The organism is Avibacterium paragallinarum (assembly GCF_900450705.1).
Lineage (GTDB): Bacteria > Pseudomonadota > Gammaproteobacteria > Enterobacterales > Pasteurellaceae > Avibacterium > Avibacterium paragallinarum.
In genome coordinates, this window is the sequence record NZ_UGHK01000002.1 from 1 (window position 1) to 24,146 (window position 24,146).

Sequence of the window (24,146 nt, forward strand, 5' to 3'; positions counted from 1 at the left end):
TTTGCCAACATCTACCGTGTAAACGGACAAGATGTGTTGCAAAAATACCGCACGAACATCGGGCAATAAAAGTCTTTAAACCACTTTAAAATCAATTTAAAGGCGATTTAAGTAAACTCCTTGGCGAAGTTAAACAAAACCAACCAAGGAGTTTTTTTTATGTCTAAAAAACTGAACAACCAAGTAACCGTATCAAAATTATCTCGCCCAATTACATTAGGCTCAGGAGATCTTTTAGAAGAGGTAACCGTACGCCGTGTTACAGCAGGTGATCATCGTAAAGCAGCTGCACGCTGTAAAAATGATCCTGTTGCTACGGAATATGCTGTGATGGCAATGGTAAGTGGTTTACAGCAGAAGATTTTTGGATGCGTTAGATTGGGAGGGACGTGCAACTTATTCGTGGCTTTCCTGTTCGATTCAGCAAGTTGATATTGATGAACTTTATACACTCTATGCGGATTTAGCGTGGTGGTATGGGCTGGACGCAATCTGATATTGATGCCCTCACAATGGAGGAGCTTGATTGCTGGCTTACACAGGCTAATAGACAAGTAAAAGCGGGCTATATGCGAGTATAGCCCCAGTTAATGAAAAAGCCAATAAGTAGGGCTGGGATAGGCATTATTACTGCGACAGCGACTGAGTAAAGTATGCGATAAACACCCAAAAGAAGAGGTAGAAAATCGCAATAAAACCGATTTCAGCAAATCCCGTTGCGGTGGCAAATTGTTCGGGCTGGAAATATGTCTATAGCAGCCCAAATGCCCGCAAGAATAAATGAGCAAACCATAATGGCTTTCGCAATCGCCAATGTTCTCTCTGAGTGTATCTCTTGCTTCATGTTCCCTCCTAGTCTTATTAGCTAACTTTACCGTGAGAAGAAAAAAATGGCAACAAATGAATTAATGATCGGCTTAGTCATTGGTACAACGCTTAAAGGTGTGAGTGCGGCATTCCAAACGGTAACTAAGCTGTCCTCTCGCCTATCTAGTCAAATCGAAAAAGCCACAGCACAAACAAAGCCGATTTGGTCTTGCTTTGCAAAAAATGCACTATCCTGCCAAAAGCCTTGATGCTATAGCAAAACGTTATCAGCAGCTAGATAATGCGATTAGCCGTGCCGAAAAAAAGCCAACAACGTCTTAATGGGGCTATGGCATTCTCTGAAAATTGGGATAAGGCTAAAAAACGTATGCAAGGGCAATTAATGGAGACCGCTGCTCACGGCTATGCGGTAGGTCGCCCATTAATGACCTCAATTCAAACTTATATGGCTCAGGAAGATGCTGCTAACGACCTAAAAATCACGATGATGAAAGCTAATGGTTCGTTCGGGAAATTTAAAGAAATCGGCAAAATTGCCGATGATTTAGGACGTGATTTACCTGGCACAAAAAAAGATTTCTATAACCTTGCTCGCGCCTTAAAAATGCAAGGGGTGAACGATGACATCCTTATTGGTGGAGGATTGCAAACAGCGGCGAAACTCAATGTACTTTTAGGTATGGATCAATTTGAGGGTGGTGAGTTTCTTGCAAAACTGATGGAAGGCCACGGTCTTTCTGAGGGGGAATTAAAAGCCTCAGCAGATAACCTACAACGTGCGATGTTTGCGGGTGGGATGAACAAAGAACAAATGTATGGGGCGATGACCTATTATGCCTCTAACGTGCGCTCTATGAAACTCACTGGGGAAGAAAATGCCAAGAAAATTTTTGCTATCCAAGGAATGGCTGCTCAACAAGGCTTAGAGGGAACCTCTTTTGGGACAAACTTTTCCACGATGCTTGACCGAATGAATAAAGGCCCGAAGATGATCGCCGAAGCCAAAAAAGGTATGAAAGCCGAAGCGCGCGATATTTTAGAAAGCTCAGGCGTTGAATTTAATTTTTGGATAAAAAGGGCAATTTAAAGGCATTGACGAATGATGACCGAGCTAGAAAAGCTCGACATTATCGACAGAAGTATGTGATGAAGGTGCGGGTCTTGTAGCCGATGCGCTCTTTGGCACTGAAGGGAAACGTGTGGCCCTATTACTTGCACAAAAAGGTAAGCAGGGACTGGAAGAGTTTTTGCAGAAAATGCGCGAACAAGCCAGCCTTGAGGAACGTATCGCCCAAAAACACGCACCTAAGCGCAGCGATGGAAGCCCTAGGTGGCGTATGGGAAAGTGCGGTAGGAACAATAGGCTCGGCGTTTGCAGATGACTTAAAAGAGATAGCCAAAGCAGGCCAGCATTTTATTGAAGATACATTAACACCGTGGATTAGCGAAATAAAGGCTAATTAGAACTTCGTGGTTTTGTCGGTGGACTATTAGCGATGAAACTTAGCTTTCTAGGCGTGGGTTATGGGCTCAATTTGCTTTTAGTCCTTTGTAAGGCTTTATGTTGGTGCAACAAAGTTAAATGGTGCATTTAATGCGATACGTTTAGCGCGTCTAACAGGGGATTCTCTAAACTAAGCTGAAATTGCGTCTTTTAAATCGAGCGTTTAGTTTCGTCGGCGGAGGAAGTTGGCGATGGCTAAGGGTTATCTGGTGGCTATTCGGGCGACAAACGCGTCGCGTCAGCGTTTATCTCTGCGATAAGTGGGATTTAAACTTGGTATGACGTTAGCAGGTAAGCTATTTGGTGGCTTACACTTGTGGGTAAGGCATTTTATTTATTGGTCGTGCCTTAGGTCTAAATCCTATTGGTATAGCCGTTATGGCTATCGCAGGTGCGGCGTTCTTAATTATCAATATTGGGAGCGATTAAAACATTCTTTTCAGATATGTGGGAAAACGTGAAAGGCTTCTTTAATTCAGGGATTGGGAATATCACCGCACTATCCTTGATTGGTCGCCATCGGATTATTTTATAAAGCCTTGCTGCTGTATTGAACTGGTTTGGGCGTTGATTGCCAAGAGTTTTAGTCAATTTGGTATGGGCATGATTATAAACTTGGCGAAGGTATAAGCAAGCTTTGAAGGCGTTAAAATTTATTGGCAGTACAGTAGATTGGATCAAGGGAACTTGGCTTTGCAGCAGAAACTGAGCTAGCTATTTCAACCAAGCAAGCCAATATTGCACAGTCAGCCATTGGTAGTAGTTCAATGGCAACCACTGGTGCAAACTTGCTCTTGATAACGCTAAAAACGAGGCTTTCTTCGGGTGTTATACAGCGATGGTGGCAAACGAAGTGGCTGGCGTGGTGCATAAAGGCGAATATGTCTGAATAAAGAAATCACTCGCGTCTTGGCGTGGCTAATATCCAACGTTTAGCCAATATTGCAATGGTTGCTGGCAATCTGCCTTTGCGCAGTAAGCCCTTAGAGCCTGTGATGACGGAGGTAAAACAGCCTAAAGTACTATGCAGCAAACACCGTAACAAGCGGACAAAAGAGGCAAAAAACAACCGCACTTAACGCCAAAAAACAAAAACAGGTGTGAAGAAAAATCACATCAAGCAGGCGTACAGCAAGCCTATCGCAACGTGCAAAAGAAAAGCTGAGCCAATGCAACATAAATCACCTATTGTGGTGCATTTTAGCCCTGTGATCAATGTTAATGGTAACAAGAGAAAACGGATATTTTGGCGGATATTACCCAAGCCATGCAACGTGGTAACGTGAGCTTGAGCGCGTTGTTGAACGTATTTTGACCAGATGATTGACCAGCGTGGGCGTAGAGCGTATTAGGAGGAAAGTTTTGTTTGTTGGCGACATCGTATTTGAACGATTGATTTAACCGGTTTCTGAAACCCAGCAAGCCAGTTTTGCGGAACACGCAGTAATGCGCGGTAAACCGAGACTGCAAGCTACAGGTGATGGGCTAACCACCTTGCAATTTGCGGCAAGGCTACATCATCAAATCGGCGGTGTGGAAAGCCGTTGGCGTGCATTAGTGCGGCAAAATCGGCACAACAGGCACTTGCCCTTGTGTGGGGGCGTAATGGGGTCAAAGGCAATTATGTGATCACAGATTTAAGCTCAACTACCCTGTTTACCGATGAGCAAGGTAATGTGTTGTGTCGTGAGATTTCGATTAGCCTTACTGAATATGTGGGGAATTAGATGAGGGGTTATTGGGGTGCGGCATTACAGCTAGGCGACAGTAGCATTTTAGGTTCAATTCTACCTCAAAATCTTACTAATACGCTGAGTGCGGTAAAAAATACCGTTAATCGTGGTGTCCAACTGTATCAAGCAGGTAAGCGTGCGGTTGATGAAGTGAAAAATACCGTAGCCATCATGCGGCAACTTAAAAGCGATCCACAGTCTGCCCTTGCTTATTTGCCTCACGCCTTATCAGGGTTGGATCAGTCTTTGGGGGCATTTGGTGAGCTTGTTGGGATGCGGGGTGCGTTTGATAGTGTTCGCCCTTATTTGGGTGTGGTTGGTGAGTTTGTTGAGGCTGGCCAAGCGATTTATGATGCTCTTGCCCTTAGCAAAACACATTTTGAGCAATCCAATGCAACAGGCTGGGAAAATTGGTTTGTTCCTGCCGATAATGCGTTTGCTGACGCCGTTGAACATATTGATAACCTTGCTACCACGACAGCAGAAATGACTGCGTGGGTGGTGTTGCGTAATGATGAGGAGTGCGATGATGCAAACCGTGATTAAGCATACAGCTAAACTGGGTGAACGCTGGGATAGCTTGGCTTACTATTATTATGGTGATCCCTTGGCATATAGTCGCATTATTGATGCCAACCCACACTTAAGTTTTTACGAAGTATTACCCATGGGGGTAACCGTTTATATCCCCGTTTTACGAGTGCAACCTACTCAAAATGAAGCAATGCCACCTTGGCTAAGGGGAAATAATGGCTAATGTGGCCCAGTATGATTTTTCGTTGTTTTATGAGAAAACCAATATTTCCGCGGAAATCGAACCGCACTTAATTGAGCTGAGTTATACCGATTATCTTGAAGGACAAAGCGATGAGCTGACGGTAACCTTTGAAGATATTCAGGGTAAATGGATCCGCCAGTGGTTCCCAACGCAAGGAGATAAATTGATTGCAGCCATTGGCTATAAAGGCGCACCATTAGTGGACATTGGCAGCTTTGAGATTGACGAAGTGGAATACGAGGCACATCCCTCAACCATTACCTTGCGGGCATTAAGCAGTGGGATTAGTAAAAACTACCGCACCTTAAAACCCAAAGCCTATGAAAACACCACCCTTGCACAAATCGTGGCACAGGTGGCAGAACGGTTAAAACTGAAGGTGGTGGGGCAAATTAAGCCAATCCCCATCACGCGCGTAACCCAATACCAAGAGCGCGATGTGGAGTTTTTATCTCGCCTTGCCCGTGAATATCATCACAGTTTTAAAATTGTGGGTAACCAGCTGGTGTTTACTCATAAAGACGAACTAGGGCAAACCGCTCCTGTTGCGGTGCTTGATGAGCGAGATGTGATAAGCCTACGATTGCGTGATCGCATTAAAGACACCGCTAAAGCGGTGGAAATTACGGGCTATGACGCCAATGGTAAAAAGGTCATCAAGCAACGCAAAAATGCTAAAAAACGGCGCAAAAATATCAAGCAATCTGCCGAAGCCAGTGGGGACACCTTACGCATTGTGACCCGTGGCGAAAGCCAAGAGCAAATTGATGCCAGAGCTGATGCAGCACTTGCGGAGCAAAATGATGACCAGCAAGCAGGCAATATCGTCCTTTGGGGTAATCCGAAACTGGTGGCAGGCAATACGATTTTGTTACGTAATTTGGGCGTGTTTAGTGGCAAATATCTGATTAAAAGCGCAAGGCATAGTTTTAGTCGTTTTAGCGGCTATCAAACCGAAATTGAGGTACGAATGCTTGAATTTATCCCTGATGATTTGATTACTTTAGGTATGGAGGCAACCCATGCAAACCCATAATTTTACCGCCACCTATCAAGAGGGCATTGTGTCCGCAGTTGATATCAACACCCATAAAGTGCGGTGTAAAATCCCTGCCCTTGATGACCTAGAAACGGCGTGGTTACATTACCCTGTGCCTAATGCGGGCGGAAATCAATTTTATTGTTTACCTGATGTGGGAGAGCTTGTGGCGTTGTTATTAGATGCCCGCGGTGAAGGCGGCTGTGTGTTAGGTGCAATCTATAACCAGCAAGACCCTGTGCCTGTGGCGAATGGTGAGATGTTTATGCTCAAATTTAAAAACGGCACAACCATCTCGCACAATAGGGCGACAGGCGATGTCGTGATTGATGCGGTGGGAACGGTGTTAATCAAATCCCCAAGCCTTATTACCCTTGATTGCCCTGATACCAAAACCACAGGCAATTTGCTTGTGGAAGGCTCATTAACCTATATGCAAGGCATGACAGGTAACGGTGGCAAGGGTGGGGCTACAGCGGTGATCAATGGTACGCTTAAAACCAAAGGTGGTGACATTACTGCGGATGATATTAGTCTTAAAAACCACGTGCATACTGAGCAAGGTGATGGTAACGACACCAGCTCAGCCAAATAAAATCTTTAAAGGACTTTAAAATCAATTTCCCTTTCAGCCCTGTATTCTCAGGGCTATGAATACACAACTCACGACACATTGGCAACTTGCCCCAGAATTAGATAACAACGCCCCTCAACAAGGGCTTGATGATATCCATCTGTGCATTGCCAATATACTCAACACAATCAAAGGCACCGATATTTTGCGCCCACAGTTTGGCAGTGATCATTTTAACTATTTAGATCAGCCCGAAGATATTGCTATCCCCAATATCGTGCGTGAAATTAGCCACGCATTAAGCAAGTGGGAACCACGCATTGAGGTTGAGCGCATAGAGATAACAGGCACTGCACCACAATTTGAATGCCTGATTTACTGGCATTTAAAAACCGCAGTGTACCGAGAAATTTATCAAACGGTGGTCAAGGTATGAGCTGGCTAAAAGATGACGTAAAAATTGTCCACGAAGACGTAAAACAAATTTTAAGTGATGCCATTGCAGATTATGAGCAGCGTACAGGCAAAACGCTACAGCCTGCGCATATTGAACGCTCTATTATCCAAACCTATGCCTACCGCGAATTGTTGGTGCGAAAAGGTATCAATGAAGCCTTTTTGCAAACCTTTCCGCAATTTGCGGTGGGACTAGCATTGGATTTATGCGGTGAACCTTTTGGCTGTTACCGTCTGCGTGATAAAGCCGCACGCTGTGTGTTGCGTTTTAGTGTAGAGGGCGAGCATAGCAGTATTTTAGTGCCGAAAGGCACTGAAGTAATGGTCACTCCTGAATTGAGCTTTGTTACGCTGGCTGATGATGTTATTACGCCACTCATTGGCTATGTGGAAATTGAAGCGGAAGCTAATAAAACAGGCTCTATTGGCAATGGTTGGGAAATTGGGCGTGTGAAGCAATTAAAACGCCCTTTAAATACTGACAAAACCATTACGGTTAGCAATATTGATGTCACCAGTGGCGGCATTGCAGAAGAAGATGATGAGGCTTATCGCGAGCGCATTTTGCAAGCCCCTGAAGCGTTTAATACCTGTGGCTCTATTGCTGCTTATCAATACCACACTAGAGCCGTATCGCAAGAGATTGTGGACGTGCAAGTGATTAATGGTGGCGGTGGCAAGGTAAATATTTACCCACTTACTGTTACAGGCGTGCCTGATAGACGCTTAAAACAAGCTATCCAAGATTATTTAAGCCCAGAGCATCGCCGTCCGCTGTGTGATGTGGTGAGCGTTAAAGACCCAATCATCCGCACTTATCAAATCGTTGCGGAACTCACGCTACTTGAGGGCTACCGTGAAGATATTGTTAAAACCAAAGCACGTGATGCCTTGCTGGATTATTTGGCAAGCCGCACTAAAAAGCTGGGGATGGATGTCGTCCCCTCCGCACTAATGCAAGTGTTGCGTGTTGAGGGGGTCTATGATGTGACAATCCAGCAACCCGCAAAAATGGTGCTAAATGCCACCGAATGGGCTAACTGCACCAAAGTTACCCTAAACGTCAATGGAGTGCGACAAGATGGCTAAATTACAGTATCCAAGCATCATTGAAAGTTCAGAAAAATACACCGCACTTGCCGACCTTGGTAATAAATTGAATTTGACCGAAAAGCGTCAAATTATGACCAGCCTTGTGGAATTACTTGATGACAAATGGATTGAGCTATTGGCGGAAAAATGGAGTGTTACAGGTTATGACGGGCTTTTTGTCGCTGAAAATAATGAGTCTAAGCGCCAACTGGTACGCAATGCAGTAAAACTGCATCGTTATAAAGGCACCCCTTGGGCAATTCGTGATGTATTGCGTCAGTTAGGTTTTGGCGAAATTGAAATTGATGAGGGGCTAAAAGCGCGTAATTACGAGTCTCATCAAGGTGTGGCAGCCATACCCCAAGACGAACGCTGGGCAGCTTATGCCATTCGGCTAAATCAACCTATCACCAACGAGCAATCTGCTGAAATCCGTAAGATATTACTTAGCTTTGCTCCAGCACGTTGTGTGCTGGCAGTGCTGGACTATAAAGCAGCCCCTATCCGTTATAACAACAAAGCTACCTATAACGGCGCATATAACCACGGCTCGGCATAGTTTAAACATCATTTAAAAGACATTTAAGGATTACACATGGCGAATTTAGAAGAAAAAGAAAAATGGGAAACGGGGATTTATCAAATTGAAGAAAGTGATCCTGTTCACGGTGGCGCAGATGGCGTTACCAATAAACCCATTAAACAACTCGCTAACCGCACAAAATACCTAAAAAAAGAGGTGGAAAGACGCTATGTTGAGCGGTCAGCAACCACAGCGCAAACAGGGACGGTGCAATTAAATAGCAGTGATAATAGCGAGAGCGAAACTGAAGCGGCCACCCCTAAAGTAGTTAAAAAGCTCAAGGGGTTAATTGACGCGCTCACTCGCAATCTAGGGAATTATATCCCCAACAGCAAAAAATCAAACTCCGTAACCTCACCAAGTGCCGACACAGTGGCGACAAGTGCGGCCGCTAAAACAGCCTATGATAAGGCGGTTGAGGCATTAAATAAAGCAAACAGCAAACAATCCCCAGCCGCGACCCTTGCAGGCTATGGCATTACCGATTTTTCGGTGCGGTCTTTAACTGCAAGCGACAATCTCAATGACATCACGGTCAAAGGTATCTATAACAATACAACATACCGCAACACGACAGATAACAATTATCCCGAGAAGGTAGCTGGTGTTCTGCTTGTCTTATCAAACGCAGAGCAAGTTTATTTTGCAGCTAACGGCAGGATATATAAGCGCTATAAGTCAAACAATAACTGGGCTGATGGCTGGGTGAGACTTGATAATTTAACTACCCCCATCGGTGATGACCAAAATCTTGATGAGATAACCACAGACGGCAATTATTATATTGTTGGTACTTCTAAAGCAACACTAGCCAAAAATTACCCCGTAGAAAGAGGTGATGGGGCATTAGAAGTCTTTGGTAACGGGTATTTTCAGCGCTTTACCACGTTTCATTCGCGCCAAGTTTTCAACCGTCGTAAGGTCGGCGGCAATTGGACAAATTGGGTAATGAGTGCTGATGATAAGAGTGAGATACGCCAAAAGACCATTGATTACACCAAGGCAGAGGGTTATGCCTACAGCGGTTTTTACCGACCAAACGGCGATAAACTTAACAACCTGCCGCTTGCCAGTTTGATGATGCACATCACACACCCATCCTACACCACCAATGCCCACGCAAGAGGGATTGGTTTTAGTTATGGTAGTTATAACGGCAATCAGGCTTGGGATATATTTACCACGGCATTTGACGCAAATGGCACTTATCTCGGACAAAAACAGATTATGACCGAGTTAGGAGGGATATTTAGAGGTGACATTAACCTTAATAATAACATGCTGGGATTTAGCGCAGATACAACACATTTTATCAATAGCAAGAATATTGATGGTATTTGGCACGATGACAACAGCAACACCTTTCATTTTCAGTCTGACAGCACTTACAAAAAAACAGGCGACGCAGGTAACGCAAGTTTATCGGCTGTTAATTATTTTGCCAGTGGACGAGTAGAGATTAAAAGTAACGCCTGGGGGCGCATCCGTGCCATCCTACCCGATGGTGGTTATTGGCAGTGGGAAGTCAATCCTGCCTCAGCAACCGACCCAAGATTTAATTATATCTATTGCTCTGCAAGTGGCGAGCAACGCTATTTAGCATTTCCGCAGCTTACTAAAAATGAGGTTGTAGCGTATCGGGGTTGGGTCGACGAGAAAATCCAAAGTCTCATCACTTATCAAAAAATTGGCAATTTCGAGGTTAGGAAATATCCCGATGGGACAATGATACAAACTTATGTAATCAATCAGAACGACTTGTACGAATGGTTTGAGAAATCATTTAACTGGGCTATAGCTTTTGTTGATACACCATTAATTTTTTCAAAGGTAACAACTTCTATCAGAGGTTCTCACAATGCAGGTGTAAATATATTAACAAAATCTAATAATGCAACTTGTTATTATCACGAGTATGAGCACGGTGGCCATAATCAAGGCGATGTTAGAATCCAGTTTTTGGCAATCGGGAGATGGAAATAATGACAATGTACTACAGAGCAGGATTTTATTTAGATTTAGCACAAGCTCCTGAAGGGGCGGTGGAAATAAGTGACGAAACCTACCGCACTTTGCTTGAAGGGCAATCGCAAGGCAAACAAATTATAGCTAATGAGCAAGGCTATCCGATACTCGTTGATCCACAGCCTAGTCCTTATCACAGATTGCAAGGCTCAGAATGGGTAATTGATGAGGACAAACAAGCCGAGCTACTCACCCAACAACGCCAACAAATCCGAACACAAATCAACACCAAACGCGATGCGTGCGTAAACGGCGGCGTGTATGTGCCAGAAATCGGCAAATGGGTGGATACAGATGAAAAAGGGCGTGCCACCTTGGTTGAAATCAAAGCGGATTTTGACTTAAACGGCAAAACGGAAGAAAACGGCGAGCCGCGTATTTTCACCCTGATTTGTGCGGATAACACCGCAGAGCCACTGGATTTTGACAAATTCAAAGCGGTGTGGAACGCGGCGAAAACGCTCAAAGAAAAAATGTTTGAAAACGCCTATATGCACAAGATTTTGTTAGAACAAGCGGAAAATCCGCTTGAGTATGACTGGTCAATCGGCTGGTCGCAAACCTATGAGGAATACCAAAATGAGCAAGAAAAATCCATTTAAAACGTGGGGCTATCACGTTTTGATTGCCCTCGACCAACTTTGCAACGCCTTAACGGGCGGTGGGGCAGATGAAACCTTTTCCAGCCGTTGTTACCGCCGAGCCGTGTTAGAGAGCAAGCCCAAAGCCCGCTGGCGGTTTTGGTTTCGGCTGGTGAATGGGCTGTTTTTCGACAAAGACCATTGCAAAACCGCCTATGAAAGCGAGGTGAAACGGCGGCAATATCCTACAGATTTTTCAGAGGTGATCTAAATGAAAGTAACATTAAGAAACGGCAATTACGCTGAAATTGTTTATGAAAGCCCATTTGGCAAGCTATTAGTGGTTGAGCAAACAGACTCGGAGCTGCCCGCAGTGCATTGGCATAATGCCGATGGCTCTTACCATAAAGACGAGGATAATCAGGTTATTTCAAATGAGTTAGATATTATTTGGGAGGGGCAAAATGAAGTAACCGTTTAGAGCAAAAGAAGAAGCGGCGATGTGGTAGGCTCTGACCTCTACCACATCAGCCTAAGCAGATAGCACCTGCATAGACCCGAGACCGCTTTGTCTGACCAGACGGGCGGATTGTAACAAAACCGCGTAAAGTGAGAAAGTCTATGCAAAAAGATTTGCAAGAAATGCGGTGCAAGTGCTGTAAAAAGCTCCTTGCACGCACAAAAGATAATCAATATTTAGAAATTAAATGTGTGCGGTGTAAAACCTTAAACACATTTAAACCTACTCGTTAAACAACTCAGAGTGTCCGAACGCCTTGAGCGTCAGAACGCCATAATTTAAGGATAAATTATGGCAAATCAAACAAATCCTACTCACTATAAACAAGCACCACTGCCTTTCGTTGGGCAAAAACGGCTGTTTTTAAACGCCTTTAAACAGGTTTTAAATGACAATATTCCTAATGATGGTGAGGGCTGGACGATTATAGATACCTTCGGCGGGAGCGGACTGTTAAGCCACGTGGCAAAGCGAATAAAACCCAAAGCACGGGTGATTTATAATGATTTTGATGGATACGCAGACAGACTAAAACACATAAGCGATACAAATCGTTTACGAGCTGAACTGCTTCAAATTGTTGGCGATATTGTACCAAAAAACAAGCGATTAGATAACAATAAAAAGCAAGAAATTATCAATAAAATCAATGATTTTAATGGGTTTAAAGACCTCAATACCATTGCAAGTTGGTTGCTTTTCAGTGGGCAACAAGTCAGCTCATTTGAGGAGCTATTTAGCAAGACATTTTGGAATGGAATAAAGCTGGCTGATTATCCTAGTGCAGAGGATTATCTTGATGGGCTTGAGATAGTCAGCGAGCCATTTCAACAGCTTCTGCCTAAGTTTGCCGACAACCCTAAAGCCCTGTTTGTGTTAGACTCGCCTTATCTTTGCACCAAGCAAAACAGCTATAAAATGGCAAATTATTTTGATTTGATTGATTTCTTGCAGCTTATTGACCGAACACGACCGCCTTATGTGTTTTTTAGCTCCACTAAGTCAGAGTTTGTGCGGTTTATTGCGTATATGGTGCAGGCGAAAAAGGATAACTGGCAAGCCTTTGATGGAGCTGAGCGGATAGTCCTTCAAACATCGTTAAACTATCAGGTTAGCTATGAGGATAATTTGGTGTTTAAATTCTAAAAATTAAGGGGCTAACGCCCCTATTTTTCAACGCCCGCCTTATAGCCTGCCTCATAAGCCGCACGCATAAGGCGTTTGATATTCCACACGCCCATATCATAAAAATCTAAATGGTCGCTCATTCGGGTTTCTAATGTTTCAATATCCCCCACCTCTTTTGCAATGGTTTCTAATATTTTTGCGATGGTTTTTTCAGTTGGTTTTTTCATTGTTTATTTCCCTCTTAAAATGTTTGCGATTTTGTCAGCGATTTGCTGGGCGACAATGTCAAAGTTAGTCTCGATTGAAACGCGTTGGCGACAATGTTCAGAGTGTTCAACCAGCGTGCCTTGTGGCATATAAAGTAAATAAATTGTTGGCTCATTTTGATAACTATCTTGACGGACTTGAAAGCGGCGTTTCCCTTGCACAAATTCCCTATTTTTAAAGCCGTGATGGTTTTCAAGTCTGGTGGTTAAGTGTTGAATAAATTCTCGTGTATTAAATTTCATTTTTATGTCCCTGTTGTTTTATGTTGGGGGCATCATTGCTCGTTGGGGACGAGGAGTAAAGGGGAAATAAGCGGGTAATTAAGCTGACTGGCTAACAATGTAGCTGGGGAGGTATGGAGGTCTATTTCAGCATCGTTTAAAAGCGGTTTAAATAGCGTTTAAATATCATAAAAAAATCCACATAACGTGGGAAATTTTTTTCTCAAGTTATGTGGACGCTTTTCTCATTTTTCGCGGACGGCTTCACTCATCCTCCTTATATGGATATTATTAAATTCACTGATAAGATAGAAGATTTATCTCAGATATCCAATATTAATCTTTTTATTGACAAGTTTACTCAAGTAATATCTAACGCCTTCTCTTTTCTTGAGGATAACAAATATTTTGCTATTGTTATAGGTGATGTTTATAAGAATAGTGAGGTTGTTCCGTTAGGATTTTATTTAATGTACTCGATAAGAAAGCATTTTAAAGTAAAACTAAAAGGTATAGTAGTAAAAAATATTGAAGGAAATCGGGGGAAACTTGGTAAGCAAGATATTTGGAAATACAGAGCATTAAAGAGTGATTATTTTTTATTTAAACATGAATATATAATGGTATTTAAAAAATTAAAATGAAAAAGAAGTCTAAAAAAGAATTATTTCTTGAGCTAGCTAAGCCCAATGAACAAGGTATAGCCGTTGGGTTTTAGTGAGTGAATTTATTGGTGATTATCTTGAGCTTCAGTTAGGAAATGGATTTAGCTGGGGGCGTGGAAGTTCTAGTCTTGCAAAAGAATATATAGTAGAAACTGATAAGACGCATTCTTCTGGTAATGGGATTGATGCGATTAGATTAAATGGATTTAATCGAAAAAATTATTTTAATCAAGCAATTAGACAAGATATTAAGAATTATTATAAAGATAAACCTTGTGTAATGCTTGGAGTAAAAGGATTTTCAGAAAATACTAAAATTGAGATTGATCATAAAGATGGTAGAAAGAATGATTTAAGAGTCTCAGATATGAACTCTCAATCTTTAAATGATTTTCAGCCTTTATGTAAAGCGGCAAATGATGTAAAAAGGCAAATATGTAAACGCTGTAAAGAAACTAATATCCGTTGGAGTGCAAAAAATATTAAAGGTAACCCTTATGATTTTTATGAGGGAAATGAAAATTACAATGATGAACTTGGCTGTGTTGGTTGTTATCAATATGACCCAGTACAATATAGAAAAACTGTGATTAAGAAGGTAAGTGAATTAGCAGCACATCGTGCAGTTGATGTTGTATTCAAAACTTTATACGAAGATGATGAAAAAGAATGAACTATATAGGATCAAAGAATAAACTATCAAAATTTATTTTTGATAGCGTTACTTCAGTAATAAGAGAAGATCTATCTGATATTATATTTTGTGATCTTTTTGCAGGAACAGGTGCTATCGGAAGGAAGTTTAAGCCTTTAGTTAAACAAGTAATTAGTAATGATATAGTTATATTTTAAATAAAAATTATATAGAAAATCATTCTTTAATCCTCTATGAAGAATTATTAGATGAATTAAACTCTTTAGATGGAGTATCAGGATTTATTTTTGAAGAGTATTCAGAGAATGGAAGAGGAAACAGGCTTTATTTCTCAGAGGAAAATGGGAAAAAGATTGATGCAATTAGACTTAAGATAGAGAACTGGCGAGAAACAAATTATTTATCAGATAGTCAATATTATTTTCTACTCTGTTCTTTACTTGAAAGTGCTGATAAGATAGCAAATACGGCTTCCGTTTATGGTGCGTTTTTAAAAAAAATAAAGCGTTCTGCACAAAAACAGCTGATCATAGAACCTGCACTATTTGAAATAAACAATAATTCACATAAAGTTTATAATAAAGATGCAAATCAATTAATTAATGATATTGAAGGTGATATTCTCTATTTAGATCCTCCCTATAATGCTCGCCAATATGGTGCAAATTATCATTTGCTAAATACTATTTCAGAGTACAAAAGATTTGAACCTAAAGGAAAAACAGGATTAAGAGAATATGTGAAATCTAACTATTGTAGTAGCAACTGTATTCCGCTAAAAAGCAAAAATACAAATTCGTTAATTAAAGTGCGTGAGCGTCCCATTGCGAGTCATCGCGGACAATCGCATTTAAAATGGTGAGAAGCTTACGCATACAGGCGTTAATCGCCACTTTGAACGCCTTACCATTAGCACGTAAGCGTTCGTAAAATTGTTTGAGTTTAGGCTCAAAACGCACACAAACAAATGTTGCCATATACAGTGCATTTCGTACGGCTTTGCGACCACCTGAACAGCGGCTTTTCCATTTGGTGTTGCCACTTTCTTTAGGATGGGGTGCAACACCAACAAGTGAAGCGATTTGTTTATGTGTGTATTGACCTAACTCAGGCAACATTGACATCAAAACGGCTATTGTTTGTGTACCCAACCCTTTGATGTCTTTAAACTTTTTTATTGTATCGTCAAAATGTTTGAGATGCTGTTCGATTTCCCTATCCAGCTCATCAATACGCAGGCTGAGATAGTCGATATGCTGTTCAACACTGAATACTTGTGTGGAATGAACTTGTTCAAGGCGGTTTTTCTCCGCAAAACGCATTTCAACAAGCTGATTACGGCGTGAAACAAGGGCTTCAAGCTGTTCCTGCTCGGGAGTGGGTGGTATGTAAAGCTGCTGTGCTACATTATCACGCATTGCGAGCATTTGGGCGTAAAAAGCCAACATTTTGGCATCTTTATTGTCGGTTTTTGCTAGTGACTGCGACATCGCAAACTGATTGGTTTGTCGCGGGTTAGCAATCACCACACGAAAGCCTGTGCGGTGGAGTGCTTTAGCTAATGGGAGTTCAAGCCCACCGGTGCTTTCAAGGACAATTAAGTCCACACTGAAACGACGTAAATACTCAATGGTATGTGCAATCCCTTTCGGGTTGTTGGTTTCGGTCTTAGTTCGTTTTTGGGTAGAAAGCCCAATGACGAAATGACGTTTAGCAACATCAATACCACAATAAGTTTGTTCATTCATCATTAACCTGCCTTGCATTCGGGTTTAAGTCTGGCAACTGTTCGGTTTTTTGGTGAAATGTTATCTGCTCTCATTGCTACAACTCGGTTTGTTGCTTGGGGCGGACGCGAGATGCAGATAACGGGGTTTTGTTGCTATTTTATATTAATTTTAATATACAAGGGCTAAGGTTGAAAGTGAGTTTGAATTTTTAATTAAATCGGCAAAATTTAAATATATCTTTTTAAGCTATAATAATGAGGGTTTAATGAGTTTAGATAGAATAAGAGAAATTATGAGTCGATATGGAAGGTATGATTGTTTTTCTATTGATTATCAACGTTTTCGTTCTGATGCTTCTAAAAATCGATCTTATAGTTCTGATTCTACAATTGAATATTTACATTTATGTGAGAAATTTTAAAAGGACAAAAAATGATTACTCTTTATGGCATTAAGAATTGCGATACGGTGAAAAAAGCGTTGAAATGGTTGGCAGATAATGGCATTGAACATCGTTTGCACGATTATCGTGTGGACGGGCTGGATAAGGCTTGGTTAGCGCAGGCGGAAGCTCAGTTTGGTTGGGAAAATCTGGTGAATAAACGTAGCACAACGTGGCGTAATTTGCCTGATGAAGTGAAAAAAACGTTGTCAAAAAGCAGCGCACTTGAGGTTTTATTTGAACAGCCGACCTTAATCAAACGCCCGATTATTTTGCAAGATAAGCTGGCGTTAATTGGATTTGACGCAACAGCGTACAGCCAAGCGTTTGGAAAATAACTGAGGCAAGATAAAATGAAAAATTCGATTCTCAACTTAGCCCAACAGTTGATCCAGCGTCCCTCTATTAGTCCTGATGATCAAGGTTGTCAGCAGTTGATCGCAGAACGGTTAGAAAAATTAGGTTTTCATATTGAATGGTTGCCTTTTAACGACACGCTAAATCTATGGGCAACGCACGGTTCAGCGCGTCCTGTGGTGGCTTTTGCAGGGCATACCGATGTTGTGCCAGTGGGTGATGAAAACCAATGGCAATATCCGCCGTTTTCCGCAAAAATTGTGGACGATATGCTTTACGGACGTGGTGCGGCGGATATGAAAGGTTCGCTTGCCGCAATGATTGTGGCGGCAGAAAACTATGTAAAAGCTCACCCCGACCACGCAGGGACGATTGCATTGTTGATTACTTCCGATGAAGAAGCCGCCGCAAAAGATGGCACGGTTCGCGTAGTGGAAACCTTAATGGCTCGCGGTGAAGCCATTGATTATTGCCTTGTGGGCGAGCCTTCGAGTGCGAAAATTTTGGGCGATGTGGTGAAAAATGGCCGTCGTGGTTCCATTACAGGCAATCTGTATATTGAAGGCGTGCAAGGCCACGTTGCCTATCCCCATTTAGCCGATAATCCCGTGCATAAATCCGTTGATTTTCTAAAAGAATTAACCACTTATCAATGGGATCAAGGCAATGAATTTTTCCCACCGACGAGCTTACAAATTGCTAATATTCAAGCGGGAACGGGGAGTAATAATGTGATCCCTGGTGAGCTTTATGTGCAGTTTAATTTGCGTTATTGCACCGAAGTAACAGACGAGTTAATTAAGCAAACCGTAGAACAAATGCTGAAAAAACATCAGCTTGATTATCGCATTGAATGGAATTTATCGGGCAAGCCATTTTTAACAAAACCGGGTAAACTGGTGAATGCTGTGATGGATAGTCTTGAAAAAATTGCCCAAATTACCCCCGCACTTGAAACGGGTGGTGGCACGTCAGACGGGCGTTTTATTGCCTTAATGGGGGCTGAAGTGGTGGAACTTGGGCCATTAAATGCCACCATTCATAAAGTGAATGAATGCGTAAGTTGTCAAGATCTCGCCACTTTGGGCGAGGTTTATCAGCAAATGTTAGTGAATTTGCTGAATAAGGACGCATAATGAAAGCGAGTTTTACGCCTGCAATGCTCACGGGAAAATCGCGTGAGCATTTATCCCCTTTGCCTTGCCCGTTCTCAACACAACATTTTCTTCAGCCAGATGCCTTAAAAGCCTTTCAAGGCTTACAGCAAAGTGCGGTCAAAAATGGCTTCAATTTACAGCCCGTCAGTAGCTTTCGTGATTTCCAGCGTCAGCAAATGATTTGGAATGAGAAATTTGCGGGTAAGCGTAAAGTGCATAATGATGAAGGACAAGCACTTGACTTATCTTGTTGTTCTGATTGGGAAAAATGCCAAGCGATTTTGCGTTGGTCAGCCTTGCCGGGGGGAAGCCGTCATCACTGGGGAACGGAAGTGGATATTTTTGATCCTGATTTATTGCCAGCAGATCAAAAATTACAACTTGAGCCTTGGGAATATGGTGAGAAAGGCTATTTTTTTGAGCTGAGTGAATGGCTAAAAGAAAATGTGCAAAAGTTTGATTTTTACTTCCCTTTTTCTCAAATGCCTGAGCGATTAAAAATCGGTATCGAGCCTTGGCATTTGAGCTATTTCCCTGTGGCAGAACAGGCTCAACAAACCTTTACGTCAGAAGTTTTATTGCAATCTTGGCAAGATGAGGAGATTGAAGGAAAGCCCGTGCTAACGGCACAATTAACGCAAATTTTTAATCATTTTTTTATTTGAAATATGAATAGGACGAAAAATGAGTGATAAAAATTATTTCCCACAAGCCATTTCCGCATTTTTGCAATGGGTGCTGAATATTTCCTTATTGGTGTTAGCCTTCATTTTGGTGGTCTTTTTAGCCAAAGAAACCTATGGCTTAATAATGGTGTTGTTTGAGCAATCCGAAGAAGCCTCTTATGTGCTGATTGAAAAAATCGTGGTGTACTTTTTATATTTCGAGTTCCTCGCGTTAATCGTGAAATATTTCAAAACGGATTACCATTTTCCGCTACGTTATTTTTTGTATATCGGTATTACAGCGATGGTAAGGCTCATTATTGTAGATCATTCCAGTTCGATAAATACATTATTGTTTTCTGGGGCAATTCTTTTGATGGTTATTGCATTGTTTCTAGTTAGTACAGAACGATTGAAAAAAAGTTAAGCAATAAATAAAAATTTTTGTGAGCTAGTTCAAATTTCTTAATAAAAGTAAGATGAGTAGTATTTTTTTATAAAAAACTGGCGTATCCTTAATAAGATAATTTTATAGGGAGAGTTTTATGGGGAAGTTGAAGCAGTTTTCTCAACAGGATATTCAAATTATCAAGGAAGAACCGCTTTATAACGGTTTTTTTCATTTAAAGAAAGTTTATTTTAGACATAAACTGTTTGCGGGTGGGGAAAGTGGCACCGTTACCCGTGAGTTATTAGTCAAAGGTGCGGCTTCTGTCGTGGTGGCTTATGATCCTGTAGAGGATAGCGTTGTTATGGTGGAACAAGTGCGAATCGGGGCTTATGATCCCCAATCCACGCAATCCCCTTGGTTATTGGAACTTATCGCGGGAATGGTGGAAGAAGGCGAGCTGCCTAACGAAGTGGCACAGCGAGAAAGCCAAGAAGAAGCGGGTGTGCAAGTGGAACACTTACGCGAAGTAATGAGCTTTTGGGATAGCCCCGGCGGAATTGTGGAACGTATTCATCTGTTTGTTGGCAAAGTGGATAGCCGCAAAGCACAAGGCATTCACGGGCTTGCTGATGAAAACGAAGACATTCGCGTTCACGTTATCCCACGCCAAACCGCCTATGATTGGGTATGCAATGGCAATATTGATAATGGCTTAGCTGTAACTGGGCTATTATGGTTGCAGTTGAATTATCAATCGTTACAAAATGAATGGAATCAATAAATAATTTGAAACGCATTACCGTCGTTTAAGTTGAAAATAGCAACCGGTTGAGCCAAGTGAGTAAATCATGCTAGGCGGAATAACAGGCGATTATTTTGAACAAACGACAATCATAACAGAGGAGAACGTACTTTGGTGAATACTTATACATACCCAACGGAGAAAGACGTTGTTCGTTTGGTTCAGATTACCGATCCTCATCTATTTAAGGACGAAAACGGTGAGTTGCTCGGCATTAACACCCAAGCGAGTTTCAACCAAGTTCTGCGTGAAATCACGCAAAGCCCATTTGATTATGAACTGGTACTAGCTACAGGCGATTTAGTGCAAGACAGCAGTAACGAGGGGTATCAACGTTTTTGTGAAAGCGTGCAATGTTTAGAGAAAACGGTTTTTTGGATACCGGGAAATCACGATTTTCAGCCAAAAATGTTTGATATTCTTAATCAAAACAATGGCAATATTAACCCGCTAAAACATTTACTTATTGGTAAACATTGGCAAATTTTAATGTTGGATAGTCAAGTATCTGGCGTACCACACGGACAGCTTGGACAATACCAAATCGACTGGCTACTTTCCAAATTACGCGATTACCCCGAACGCTATTCCCTCGTCGTGTTACATCATCATATTTTATCCACTAATTCAGCTTGGTTGGATCAACATAATTTACGCAACGCTCTTGATCTCGCTTACACCCTATCCCCTTTTAGTAACGTGAAAGGCATTTTATACGGACATATCCACCAAGCGGTGGATAGCGAATGGCGAGGCTATAAAGTAATGGCAACCCCATCCACCTGTATTCAATTCAAGCCAGATAGCAACACCTTCGCCCTAGACACCTTACAACCCGGTTGGCGTGAAATTGAACTTTATTCTGATGGACGTATTGAAAGCCGTGTAAAACGCATTCAACACGCACAATTTTTGCCGAATATGCTAAGTGAGGGGTATTAAAGAGAAAAAGTGCGGTATTTTTTTGCCGTACTTTTATCTATATCAAGTTCAAAGCCCCAACGCATACTTCAACGCGTGTTTTTTCAATGGTGTGGCTTTTTCTGCCATTAGTAAGGCTAGGTTTCGCAAGGCTTTGACGGGCAATAATTCCGTTTTAAAGCCTTTGTAAAATAAATCCATTGCCGATTGCATCATTAAATTATCTTTCAGGCGTAAATCTTGATATTTCTTCAGCACTTCATCAGCAGAAAAATCTTGCTGATTTTGCACCGCACTTTGTATTACCAACAATAAGGCTTTCACATCTTTAAACCCAAGATTGACCCCTTGTCCTGCTAGCGGGTTGATAGTGTGAGCGGCATCGCCGACAAGCACAATGCCTTGCTTAAAATATTGCTGTGCGTGGCGGCGGGTGAGGGCGAAGCTGCCCGCTTGTTGCACGTTGATTTTGCCTAATCGAGCGGGAAAGGCTTGCTCTACCGCTTGCGTTAATTTTTCTTTGGATAATTGTTTCAGTTGAGTGATTTTTTCTGGGCTGTCATACCATACAAGGCAAGCCTGCTGCCCTTCAAGGGGTAAAAAGGCTCTTGGGCCAGAAGGGAAAAATTGCTGCCAAGTGATGTCTTGTTGTGGTAACTCGGTGGCCACCAAAATTAATAAACAATCTTGACGATATTGCCACCCCGTAATCCCAATGCCCGCAAGCTGGCGGAATTGGGAATTAGCCCCGTCTGCAGCGATGACTAATGGGGCAGAGTATTGTTCGCCGTTATCCAAAAACAGTTTCCAATTTTGACCGCACTTTTCCGCCCGCGACACTTTCACGCCAATGCTACTTTGCACCTTGTCTAACTGGGATAGTGCTTGCCACAAGCCAAGCTGAATCACATTATTTTCCACCATATAGCCCAATTTATCGTAACCCAACTCTTCGCAACGAAAACGGGTCGCAAAGCCCTCAATTTCCCAGGTTTCCAAACCGCGATAAGGGCAGACTCGCATTTGTTCGATGAATTGCCAGCTTTGTAGCTGTTGCAATAATTGCACGGAGGCAAGGCTAATGGCAGAAATTCGTAGATCATAAGGGGAATGGGCGTGAAATTGTGGCAAGGGCGAGGCTTCGATCAGATGAACATTCAGCCCAAGTTGCCCCAATCCTACGGCACAAGCCGCTCCCACCATTCCGCCGCCAACGATGATAATGTCTTTCTGATTTTCCATTTTTCCCTCTTTTATCTCTTTGTACGATTTGAGCCAAATTAAAAGTGCGGTGCTTTTTTGTGATAATTTTTCCATCGCATTTATGCTTCGCTAGTTTACCCCTAATGTTTAAAATTCAAAAGAAAAGATTATTTTAACTAGCCACCACCCGCACAAGTCGGTAAAATATAGCTCATTTTTTTCACTTTCCTACGGCGTTACTTCGCCTTGCCGTACTATTTGTACTGTCTTCGGATCAACGGCTTGTATGAAAGTGAAATCAATTTGGCTATAGCCAGTTGATTTTTTACAGGTTAAACAGTTTAAATAAATTATGACGCAAAAATTACATATTAAAACGTGGGGCTGCCAAATGAACGAGTATGACAGCTCGAAAATGGCAGATTTATTAAACAGCACGCACGGTTTAGAGCTCACCGACATTCCCGAAGAAGCCGATGTGCTATTGCTCAACACTTGCTCCATTCGTGAAAAAGCACAAGAAAAAGTGTTCCACCAGTTGGGGCGTTGGAAGGAATTAAAGAAAAATAACCCCGCACTTGTGATCGGCGTGGGTGGTTGCGTGGCTTCGCAAGAGGGCGAGCATATTCGTAGCCGAGCCCCTTATGTGGATATTGTTTTCGGGCCGCAAACCTTACACCGCTTGCCAGAAATGATTAACCAAATTCGTGGCGGAAAAAGCTCAGTGGTGGACGTGAGTTTCCCTGAGATTGAGAAATTCGACCGCCTGCCAGAACCGCGAGCAGAGGGCCCTACGGCGTTTGTGTCGATTATGGAAGGCTGTAACAAATATTGCACCTTCTGCGTTGTGCCTTATACCCGTGGCGAAGAAGTGAGCCGTCCTCTTGATGACGTGTTGTTTGAAATTGCTCAACTTGCCGAGCAAGGCGTGCGTGAAGTGAATTTATTGGGGCAAAACGTGAATGCCTATCGTGGACCAACCCACGACGGAGGGATTTGCTCTTTTGCCGAATTACTGCGTTTAGTGGCAGCGATTGATGGTATCGACCGCGTTCGTTTTACCACCAGCCACCCGATTGAATTTACCGATGATATTATTGAGGTGTATGCCGATACGCCTGAGCTAGTCAGCTTTTTGCATCTCCCTGTGCAAAGCGGTTCAGATCGCATTTTGAATTTAATGAAACGTGGGCATACGGCGTTGGAATATAAATCGATCATTCGCAAACTCAGAAAAGTGCGTCCTGAAATTCAAATCAGCTCAGATTTTATTGTTGGTTTCCCTGGTGAAACCGCACAGGATTTTGAGGACACGATGAACCTCATCGCTCAGGTGAATTTTGATATGAGCTTTAGCTTTATCTATTCCGCACGCCCTGGTACACCCGCGGCAGACATTCCTGATGATGTAAGTGAAGAAGAGAAAAAACAACGTCTTTATGTGCTACAACAACGAATTAACAACCAAGCGGCACAATATAGTCGAGCGATGTTAGGCACTGAGCAACGCGTGTTGGTTGAAGGCCCATCGAAAAAAGATTTAATGGAACTCACAGGACGCACGGAAACCAACCGTATCGTGAACTTTGTGGGTACGCCAGGTATGATCGGCAAATTTGTTGATATTAAAATCACCGATGTGTTCACCAACTCCCTGCGTGGCGATGTGGTTCGCACTGAAGATCAAATGGGACTTCGCGTAGTGCAATCCCCGCAAGCCGTAATCAACCGCACCCGTAAAGAAGATGAATTGGGTGTGGGGCATTATCAGGGATAAATTAGAATTTAACATAAAGATCAGCCACAATGTTGTCATTGTGGCTGAATAA

General features: G+C 42.3%; 32 protein-coding genes and 2 pseudogenes. 30 read left to right on the forward strand and 4 right to left on the reverse strand.

Features of this window, described 5'->3' with window-relative positions; all coding sequences use genetic code 11:
• Positions 1-159 precede the first annotated feature (159 nt).
• The 20 genes and pseudogenes from DXZ23_RS15230 (at position 160) to DXZ23_RS04440 (ending at position 12,859) form a co-directional block, all read left to right on the forward strand.
• Positions 160-432, forward strand: a complete 273-nt coding sequence (locus DXZ23_RS15230) for a phage tail assembly protein (RefSeq protein WP_147277872.1) — start codon at positions 160-162, stop codon at positions 430-432.
• A 44-nt stretch (positions 433-476) separates the two neighbouring features.
• Entirely contained in the window at positions 477-581 is a 105-nt protein-coding gene (locus DXZ23_RS04360) for a GpE family phage tail protein (RefSeq protein ID WP_256593704.1), read from the forward strand.
• A 309-nt stretch (positions 582-890) separates the two neighbouring features.
• Positions 891-1,076 (forward strand): hypothetical protein, encoded by a 186-nt coding sequence (locus tag DXZ23_RS04365; protein WP_114995428.1) that lies wholly within the window; start codon positions 891-893, stop codon positions 1,074-1,076.
• 32 nt (positions 1,077-1,108) lie between these two features.
• Positions 1,109-1,915, forward strand: a complete 807-nt coding sequence (locus DXZ23_RS15815) for a phage tail tape measure protein (protein WP_256593705.1) — start codon at positions 1,109-1,111, stop codon at positions 1,913-1,915.
• 230 nt (positions 1,916-2,145) lie between these two features.
• Positions 2,146-2,292: a hypothetical protein gene (locus tag DXZ23_RS15820; protein ID WP_256593706.1), complete on the forward strand. Its 147-nt coding sequence runs from the start codon at positions 2,146-2,148 to the stop codon at positions 2,290-2,292.
• Positions 2,293-3,246: 954 nt separating this feature from the next.
• Positions 3,247-3,411 (forward strand): hypothetical protein, encoded by a 165-nt coding sequence (locus DXZ23_RS15340; RefSeq protein ID WP_172457184.1) that lies wholly within the window; start codon positions 3,247-3,249, stop codon positions 3,409-3,411.
• 367 nt (positions 3,412-3,778) lie between these two features.
• Positions 3,779-4,059: pseudogene (locus DXZ23_RS16115) on the forward strand (phage tail protein).
• A complete protein-coding gene (locus DXZ23_RS16120; RefSeq protein WP_370444989.1) occupies positions 4,060-4,611 on the forward strand; it encodes a hypothetical protein in 552 nt (183 codons plus the stop codon).
• Positions 4,592-4,822 carry a tail protein X gene (locus tag DXZ23_RS04385; RefSeq protein ID WP_026138631.1) on the forward strand — a complete coding sequence of 77 codons (231 nt, stop codon included), beginning with the start codon at positions 4,592-4,594 and terminating at the stop codon, positions 4,820-4,822. The genes DXZ23_RS16120 and DXZ23_RS04385 overlap by 20 nt, the downstream gene beginning before the upstream one ends.
• Complete coding sequence (locus DXZ23_RS04390) at positions 4,815-5,879, forward strand: phage late control D family protein (protein WP_017807483.1); 1,065 nt, start codon at positions 4,815-4,817, stop codon at positions 5,877-5,879. The genes DXZ23_RS04385 and DXZ23_RS04390 overlap by 8 nt, the downstream gene beginning before the upstream one ends.
• On the forward strand, positions 5,866-6,477 hold the full coding sequence (locus tag DXZ23_RS04395) for a phage baseplate assembly protein V (protein ID WP_017807484.1): 612 nt from the start codon (positions 5,866-5,868) through the stop codon (positions 6,475-6,477). The genes DXZ23_RS04390 and DXZ23_RS04395 overlap by 14 nt, the downstream gene beginning before the upstream one ends.
• A gap of 55 nt (positions 6,478-6,532) precedes the next feature.
• Positions 6,533-6,892 (forward strand): GPW/gp25 family protein, encoded by a 360-nt coding sequence (locus DXZ23_RS04400; RefSeq protein WP_017807485.1) that lies wholly within the window; start codon positions 6,533-6,535, stop codon positions 6,890-6,892.
• A complete protein-coding gene (locus tag DXZ23_RS04405; RefSeq protein WP_035695710.1) occupies positions 6,889-8,001 on the forward strand; it encodes a baseplate assembly protein in 1,113 nt (370 codons plus the stop codon). The genes DXZ23_RS04400 and DXZ23_RS04405 overlap by 4 nt, the downstream gene beginning before the upstream one ends.
• The gene (locus DXZ23_RS04410) at positions 7,994-8,563 is read left to right on the forward strand and encodes a phage tail protein (RefSeq protein WP_035695712.1); all 570 of its coding nucleotides are present in this window, start codon (positions 7,994-7,996) and stop codon (positions 8,561-8,563) included. Before DXZ23_RS04405 ends, DXZ23_RS04410 begins: the two co-directional genes overlap by 8 nt.
• Positions 8,564-8,599: 36 nt before the next feature.
• Positions 8,600-10,570 carry a tail fiber protein gene (locus tag DXZ23_RS15825; protein ID WP_021724082.1) on the forward strand — a complete coding sequence of 657 codons (1,971 nt, stop codon included), beginning with the start codon at positions 8,600-8,602 and terminating at the stop codon, positions 10,568-10,570.
• Positions 10,571-10,575: 5 nt separating this feature from the next.
• Positions 10,576-11,214: a DUF4376 domain-containing protein gene (locus tag DXZ23_RS15625; RefSeq protein WP_021724083.1), complete on the forward strand. Its 639-nt coding sequence runs from the start codon at positions 10,576-10,578 to the stop codon at positions 11,212-11,214.
• A complete protein-coding gene (locus DXZ23_RS15630; RefSeq protein WP_035695718.1) occupies positions 11,192-11,464 on the forward strand; it encodes a hypothetical protein in 273 nt (90 codons plus the stop codon). The genes DXZ23_RS15625 and DXZ23_RS15630 overlap by 23 nt, the downstream gene beginning before the upstream one ends.
• Positions 11,465-11,674, forward strand: coding sequence for a cupin domain-containing protein (locus DXZ23_RS04430; protein WP_021724084.1), 210 nt, complete (start codon positions 11,465-11,467; stop codon positions 11,672-11,674). It begins immediately after the preceding gene.
• A 161-nt stretch (positions 11,675-11,835) separates the two neighbouring features.
• On the forward strand, positions 11,836-11,946 hold the full coding sequence (locus DXZ23_RS04435; protein ID WP_082188684.1) for a Com family DNA-binding transcriptional regulator: 111 nt from the start codon (positions 11,836-11,838) through the stop codon (positions 11,944-11,946).
• 58 nt (positions 11,947-12,004) lie between these two features.
• Positions 12,005-12,859 (forward strand): hypothetical protein, encoded by an 855-nt coding sequence (locus DXZ23_RS04440; protein WP_114995432.1) that lies wholly within the window; start codon positions 12,005-12,007, stop codon positions 12,857-12,859.
• A 20-nt stretch (positions 12,860-12,879) separates the two neighbouring features.
• Here the strand turns inward: DXZ23_RS04440 and DXZ23_RS04445 are convergent, their stop codons facing one another.
• A complete protein-coding gene (locus tag DXZ23_RS04445) occupies positions 12,880-13,068 on the reverse strand; it encodes a DUF6900 domain-containing protein (RefSeq protein WP_021724007.1) in 189 nt (62 codons plus the stop codon).
• 3 nt (positions 13,069-13,071) lie between these two features.
• Positions 13,072-13,350, reverse strand: coding sequence for a hypothetical protein (locus tag DXZ23_RS04450; RefSeq protein ID WP_021723691.1), 279 nt, complete (start codon positions 13,348-13,350; stop codon positions 13,072-13,074).
• Between the two features lie 209 nt (positions 13,351-13,559).
• Between DXZ23_RS04450 and DXZ23_RS04455 the strand changes: the two genes are divergently transcribed.
• The 3 genes and pseudogenes from DXZ23_RS04455 to DXZ23_RS04465 all read left to right on the forward strand — a co-directional run bounded on the left by DXZ23_RS04455 (position 13,560) and on the right by DXZ23_RS04465 (position 15,511).
• Entirely contained in the window at positions 13,560-13,973 is a 414-nt protein-coding gene (locus DXZ23_RS04455) for a hypothetical protein (protein WP_256593707.1), read from the forward strand.
• Positions 13,974-14,046: 73 nt separating this feature from the next.
• Positions 14,047-14,667 carry an NlaIII/IceA1 family type II restriction endonuclease gene (locus tag DXZ23_RS04460; protein ID WP_017807215.1) on the forward strand — a complete coding sequence of 207 codons (621 nt, stop codon included), beginning with the start codon at positions 14,047-14,049 and terminating at the stop codon, positions 14,665-14,667.
• A pseudogene (locus DXZ23_RS04465) lies at positions 14,664-15,511 on the forward strand (DNA adenine methylase). Before DXZ23_RS04460 ends, DXZ23_RS04465 begins: the two are co-directional and overlap by 4 nt.
• Here the strand turns inward: DXZ23_RS04465 and DXZ23_RS04470 are convergent.
• Entirely contained in the window at positions 15,453-16,400 is a 948-nt protein-coding gene (locus DXZ23_RS04470; RefSeq protein WP_017805811.1) for an IS110 family transposase, read from the reverse strand. The pseudogene DXZ23_RS04465 and the gene DXZ23_RS04470 overlap by 59 nt on opposite strands.
• A 411-nt stretch (positions 16,401-16,811) precedes the next feature.
• Between DXZ23_RS04470 and DXZ23_RS04475 the strand changes: the two genes are divergently transcribed.
• From DXZ23_RS04475 to cpdA, 6 genes are all read left to right on the forward strand, one after another.
• Positions 16,812-17,159, forward strand: a complete 348-nt coding sequence (locus DXZ23_RS04475) for an ArsC family reductase (RefSeq protein ID WP_017807218.1) — start codon at positions 16,812-16,814, stop codon at positions 17,157-17,159.
• Between the two features lie 15 nt (positions 17,160-17,174).
• Complete coding sequence (dapE, locus tag DXZ23_RS04480) at positions 17,175-18,314, forward strand: succinyl-diaminopimelate desuccinylase (RefSeq protein WP_017807219.1); 1,140 nt, start codon at positions 17,175-17,177, stop codon at positions 18,312-18,314.
• The gene (locus tag DXZ23_RS04485; RefSeq protein WP_017807220.1) at positions 18,314-19,000 is read left to right on the forward strand and encodes a M15 family metallopeptidase; all 687 of its coding nucleotides are present in this window, start codon (positions 18,314-18,316) and stop codon (positions 18,998-19,000) included. The genes dapE and DXZ23_RS04485 overlap by 1 nt, the downstream gene beginning before the upstream one ends.
• Before the next feature lie 19 nt (positions 19,001-19,019).
• Positions 19,020-19,427, forward strand: a complete 408-nt coding sequence (psiE, locus tag DXZ23_RS04490; RefSeq protein ID WP_017807221.1) for a phosphate-starvation-inducible protein PsiE — start codon at positions 19,020-19,022, stop codon at positions 19,425-19,427.
• Between the two features lie 118 nt (positions 19,428-19,545).
• Positions 19,546-20,172, forward strand: a complete 627-nt coding sequence (gene nudF, locus DXZ23_RS04495) for an ADP-ribose diphosphatase (protein ID WP_017807222.1) — start codon at positions 19,546-19,548, stop codon at positions 20,170-20,172.
• A gap of 132 nt (positions 20,173-20,304) precedes the next feature.
• Complete coding sequence (gene cpdA / locus DXZ23_RS04500; protein WP_017807223.1) at positions 20,305-21,135, forward strand: 3',5'-cyclic-AMP phosphodiesterase; 831 nt, start codon at positions 20,305-20,307, stop codon at positions 21,133-21,135.
• 48 nt (positions 21,136-21,183) lie between these two features.
• On the opposite strand, the gene DXZ23_RS04505 is transcribed toward cpdA, so the two are convergent.
• Complete coding sequence (locus tag DXZ23_RS04505; protein ID WP_026138601.1) at positions 21,184-22,356, reverse strand: FAD-dependent oxidoreductase; 1,173 nt, start codon at positions 22,354-22,356, stop codon at positions 21,184-21,186.
• Between the two features lie 313 nt (positions 22,357-22,669).
• On the opposite strand from DXZ23_RS04505, the gene miaB reads away from it, so the two are divergent.
• Complete coding sequence (gene miaB, locus DXZ23_RS04510; protein WP_017807225.1) at positions 22,670-24,094, forward strand: tRNA (N6-isopentenyl adenosine(37)-C2)-methylthiotransferase MiaB; 1,425 nt, start codon at positions 22,670-22,672, stop codon at positions 24,092-24,094.
• Positions 24,095-24,146: the final 52 nt, after the last annotated feature.

Coding starts and splice junctions, on each gene's coding strand:
- DXZ23_RS04365 (WP_114995428.1), top strand. CDS start 891: ATGGCAACAAATGAATTAATGATCGGCTTAGTCATTGGTACAACGCTT.
- DXZ23_RS04455 (WP_256593707.1), top strand. CDS start 13,560: ATGTGGACGCTTTTCTCATTTTTCGCGGACGGCTTCACTCATCCTCCT.
- DXZ23_RS16120 (WP_370444989.1), top strand. CDS start 4,060: ATGAGGGGTTATTGGGGTGCGGCATTACAGCTAGGCGACAGTAGCATT.
- nudF (WP_017807222.1), top strand. CDS start 19,546: ATGGGGAAGTTGAAGCAGTTTTCTCAACAGGATATTCAAATTATCAAG.
- DXZ23_RS04485 (WP_017807220.1), top strand. CDS start 18,314: ATGAAAGCGAGTTTTACGCCTGCAATGCTCACGGGAAAATCGCGTGAG.
- DXZ23_RS04390 (WP_017807483.1), top strand. CDS start 4,815: ATGGCTAATGTGGCCCAGTATGATTTTTCGTTGTTTTATGAGAAAACC.
- DXZ23_RS04475 (WP_017807218.1), top strand. CDS start 16,812: ATGATTACTCTTTATGGCATTAAGAATTGCGATACGGTGAAAAAAGCG.
- DXZ23_RS04385 (WP_026138631.1), top strand. CDS start 4,592: ATGATGCAAACCGTGATTAAGCATACAGCTAAACTGGGTGAACGCTGG.
- miaB (WP_017807225.1), top strand. CDS start 22,670: ATGACGCAAAAATTACATATTAAAACGTGGGGCTGCCAAATGAACGAG.
- DXZ23_RS15825 (WP_021724082.1), top strand. CDS start 8,600: ATGGCGAATTTAGAAGAAAAAGAAAAATGGGAAACGGGGATTTATCAA.
- DXZ23_RS15820 (WP_256593706.1), top strand. CDS start 2,146: ATGGAAGCCCTAGGTGGCGTATGGGAAAGTGCGGTAGGAACAATAGGC.
- DXZ23_RS04450 (WP_021723691.1), bottom strand. CDS start 13,350: ATGAAATTTAATACACGAGAATTTATTCAACACTTAACCACCAGACTT.
- DXZ23_RS15815 (WP_256593705.1), top strand. CDS start 1,109: ATGCGATTAGCCGTGCCGAAAAAAAGCCAACAACGTCTTAATGGGGCT.
- DXZ23_RS04505 (WP_026138601.1), bottom strand. CDS start 22,356: ATGGAAAATCAGAAAGACATTATCATCGTTGGCGGCGGAATGGTGGGA.
- DXZ23_RS04470 (WP_017805811.1), bottom strand. CDS start 16,400: ATGATGAATGAACAAACTTATTGTGGTATTGATGTTGCTAAACGTCAT.
- DXZ23_RS04360 (WP_256593704.1), top strand. CDS start 477: ATGGGCTGGACGCAATCTGATATTGATGCCCTCACAATGGAGGAGCTT.
- psiE (WP_017807221.1), top strand. CDS start 19,020: ATGAGTGATAAAAATTATTTCCCACAAGCCATTTCCGCATTTTTGCAA.
- DXZ23_RS04430 (WP_021724084.1), top strand. CDS start 11,465: ATGAAAGTAACATTAAGAAACGGCAATTACGCTGAAATTGTTTATGAA.
- DXZ23_RS04440 (WP_114995432.1), top strand. CDS start 12,005: ATGGCAAATCAAACAAATCCTACTCACTATAAACAAGCACCACTGCCT.
- DXZ23_RS04435 (WP_082188684.1), top strand. CDS start 11,836: ATGCGGTGCAAGTGCTGTAAAAAGCTCCTTGCACGCACAAAAGATAAT.
- DXZ23_RS15630 (WP_035695718.1), top strand. CDS start 11,192: ATGAGCAAGAAAAATCCATTTAAAACGTGGGGCTATCACGTTTTGATT.
- DXZ23_RS04410 (WP_035695712.1), top strand. CDS start 7,994: ATGGCTAAATTACAGTATCCAAGCATCATTGAAAGTTCAGAAAAATAC.
- DXZ23_RS04445 (WP_021724007.1), bottom strand. CDS start 13,068: ATGAAAAAACCAACTGAAAAAACCATCGCAAAAATATTAGAAACCATT.
- DXZ23_RS15625 (WP_021724083.1), top strand. CDS start 10,576: ATGTACTACAGAGCAGGATTTTATTTAGATTTAGCACAAGCTCCTGAA.
- DXZ23_RS04400 (WP_017807485.1), top strand. CDS start 6,533: ATGAATACACAACTCACGACACATTGGCAACTTGCCCCAGAATTAGAT.
- dapE (WP_017807219.1), top strand. CDS start 17,175: ATGAAAAATTCGATTCTCAACTTAGCCCAACAGTTGATCCAGCGTCCC.
- DXZ23_RS04395 (WP_017807484.1), top strand. CDS start 5,866: ATGCAAACCCATAATTTTACCGCCACCTATCAAGAGGGCATTGTGTCC.
- DXZ23_RS15230 (WP_147277872.1), top strand. CDS start 160: ATGTCTAAAAAACTGAACAACCAAGTAACCGTATCAAAATTATCTCGC.
- DXZ23_RS04405 (WP_035695710.1), top strand. CDS start 6,889: ATGAGCTGGCTAAAAGATGACGTAAAAATTGTCCACGAAGACGTAAAA.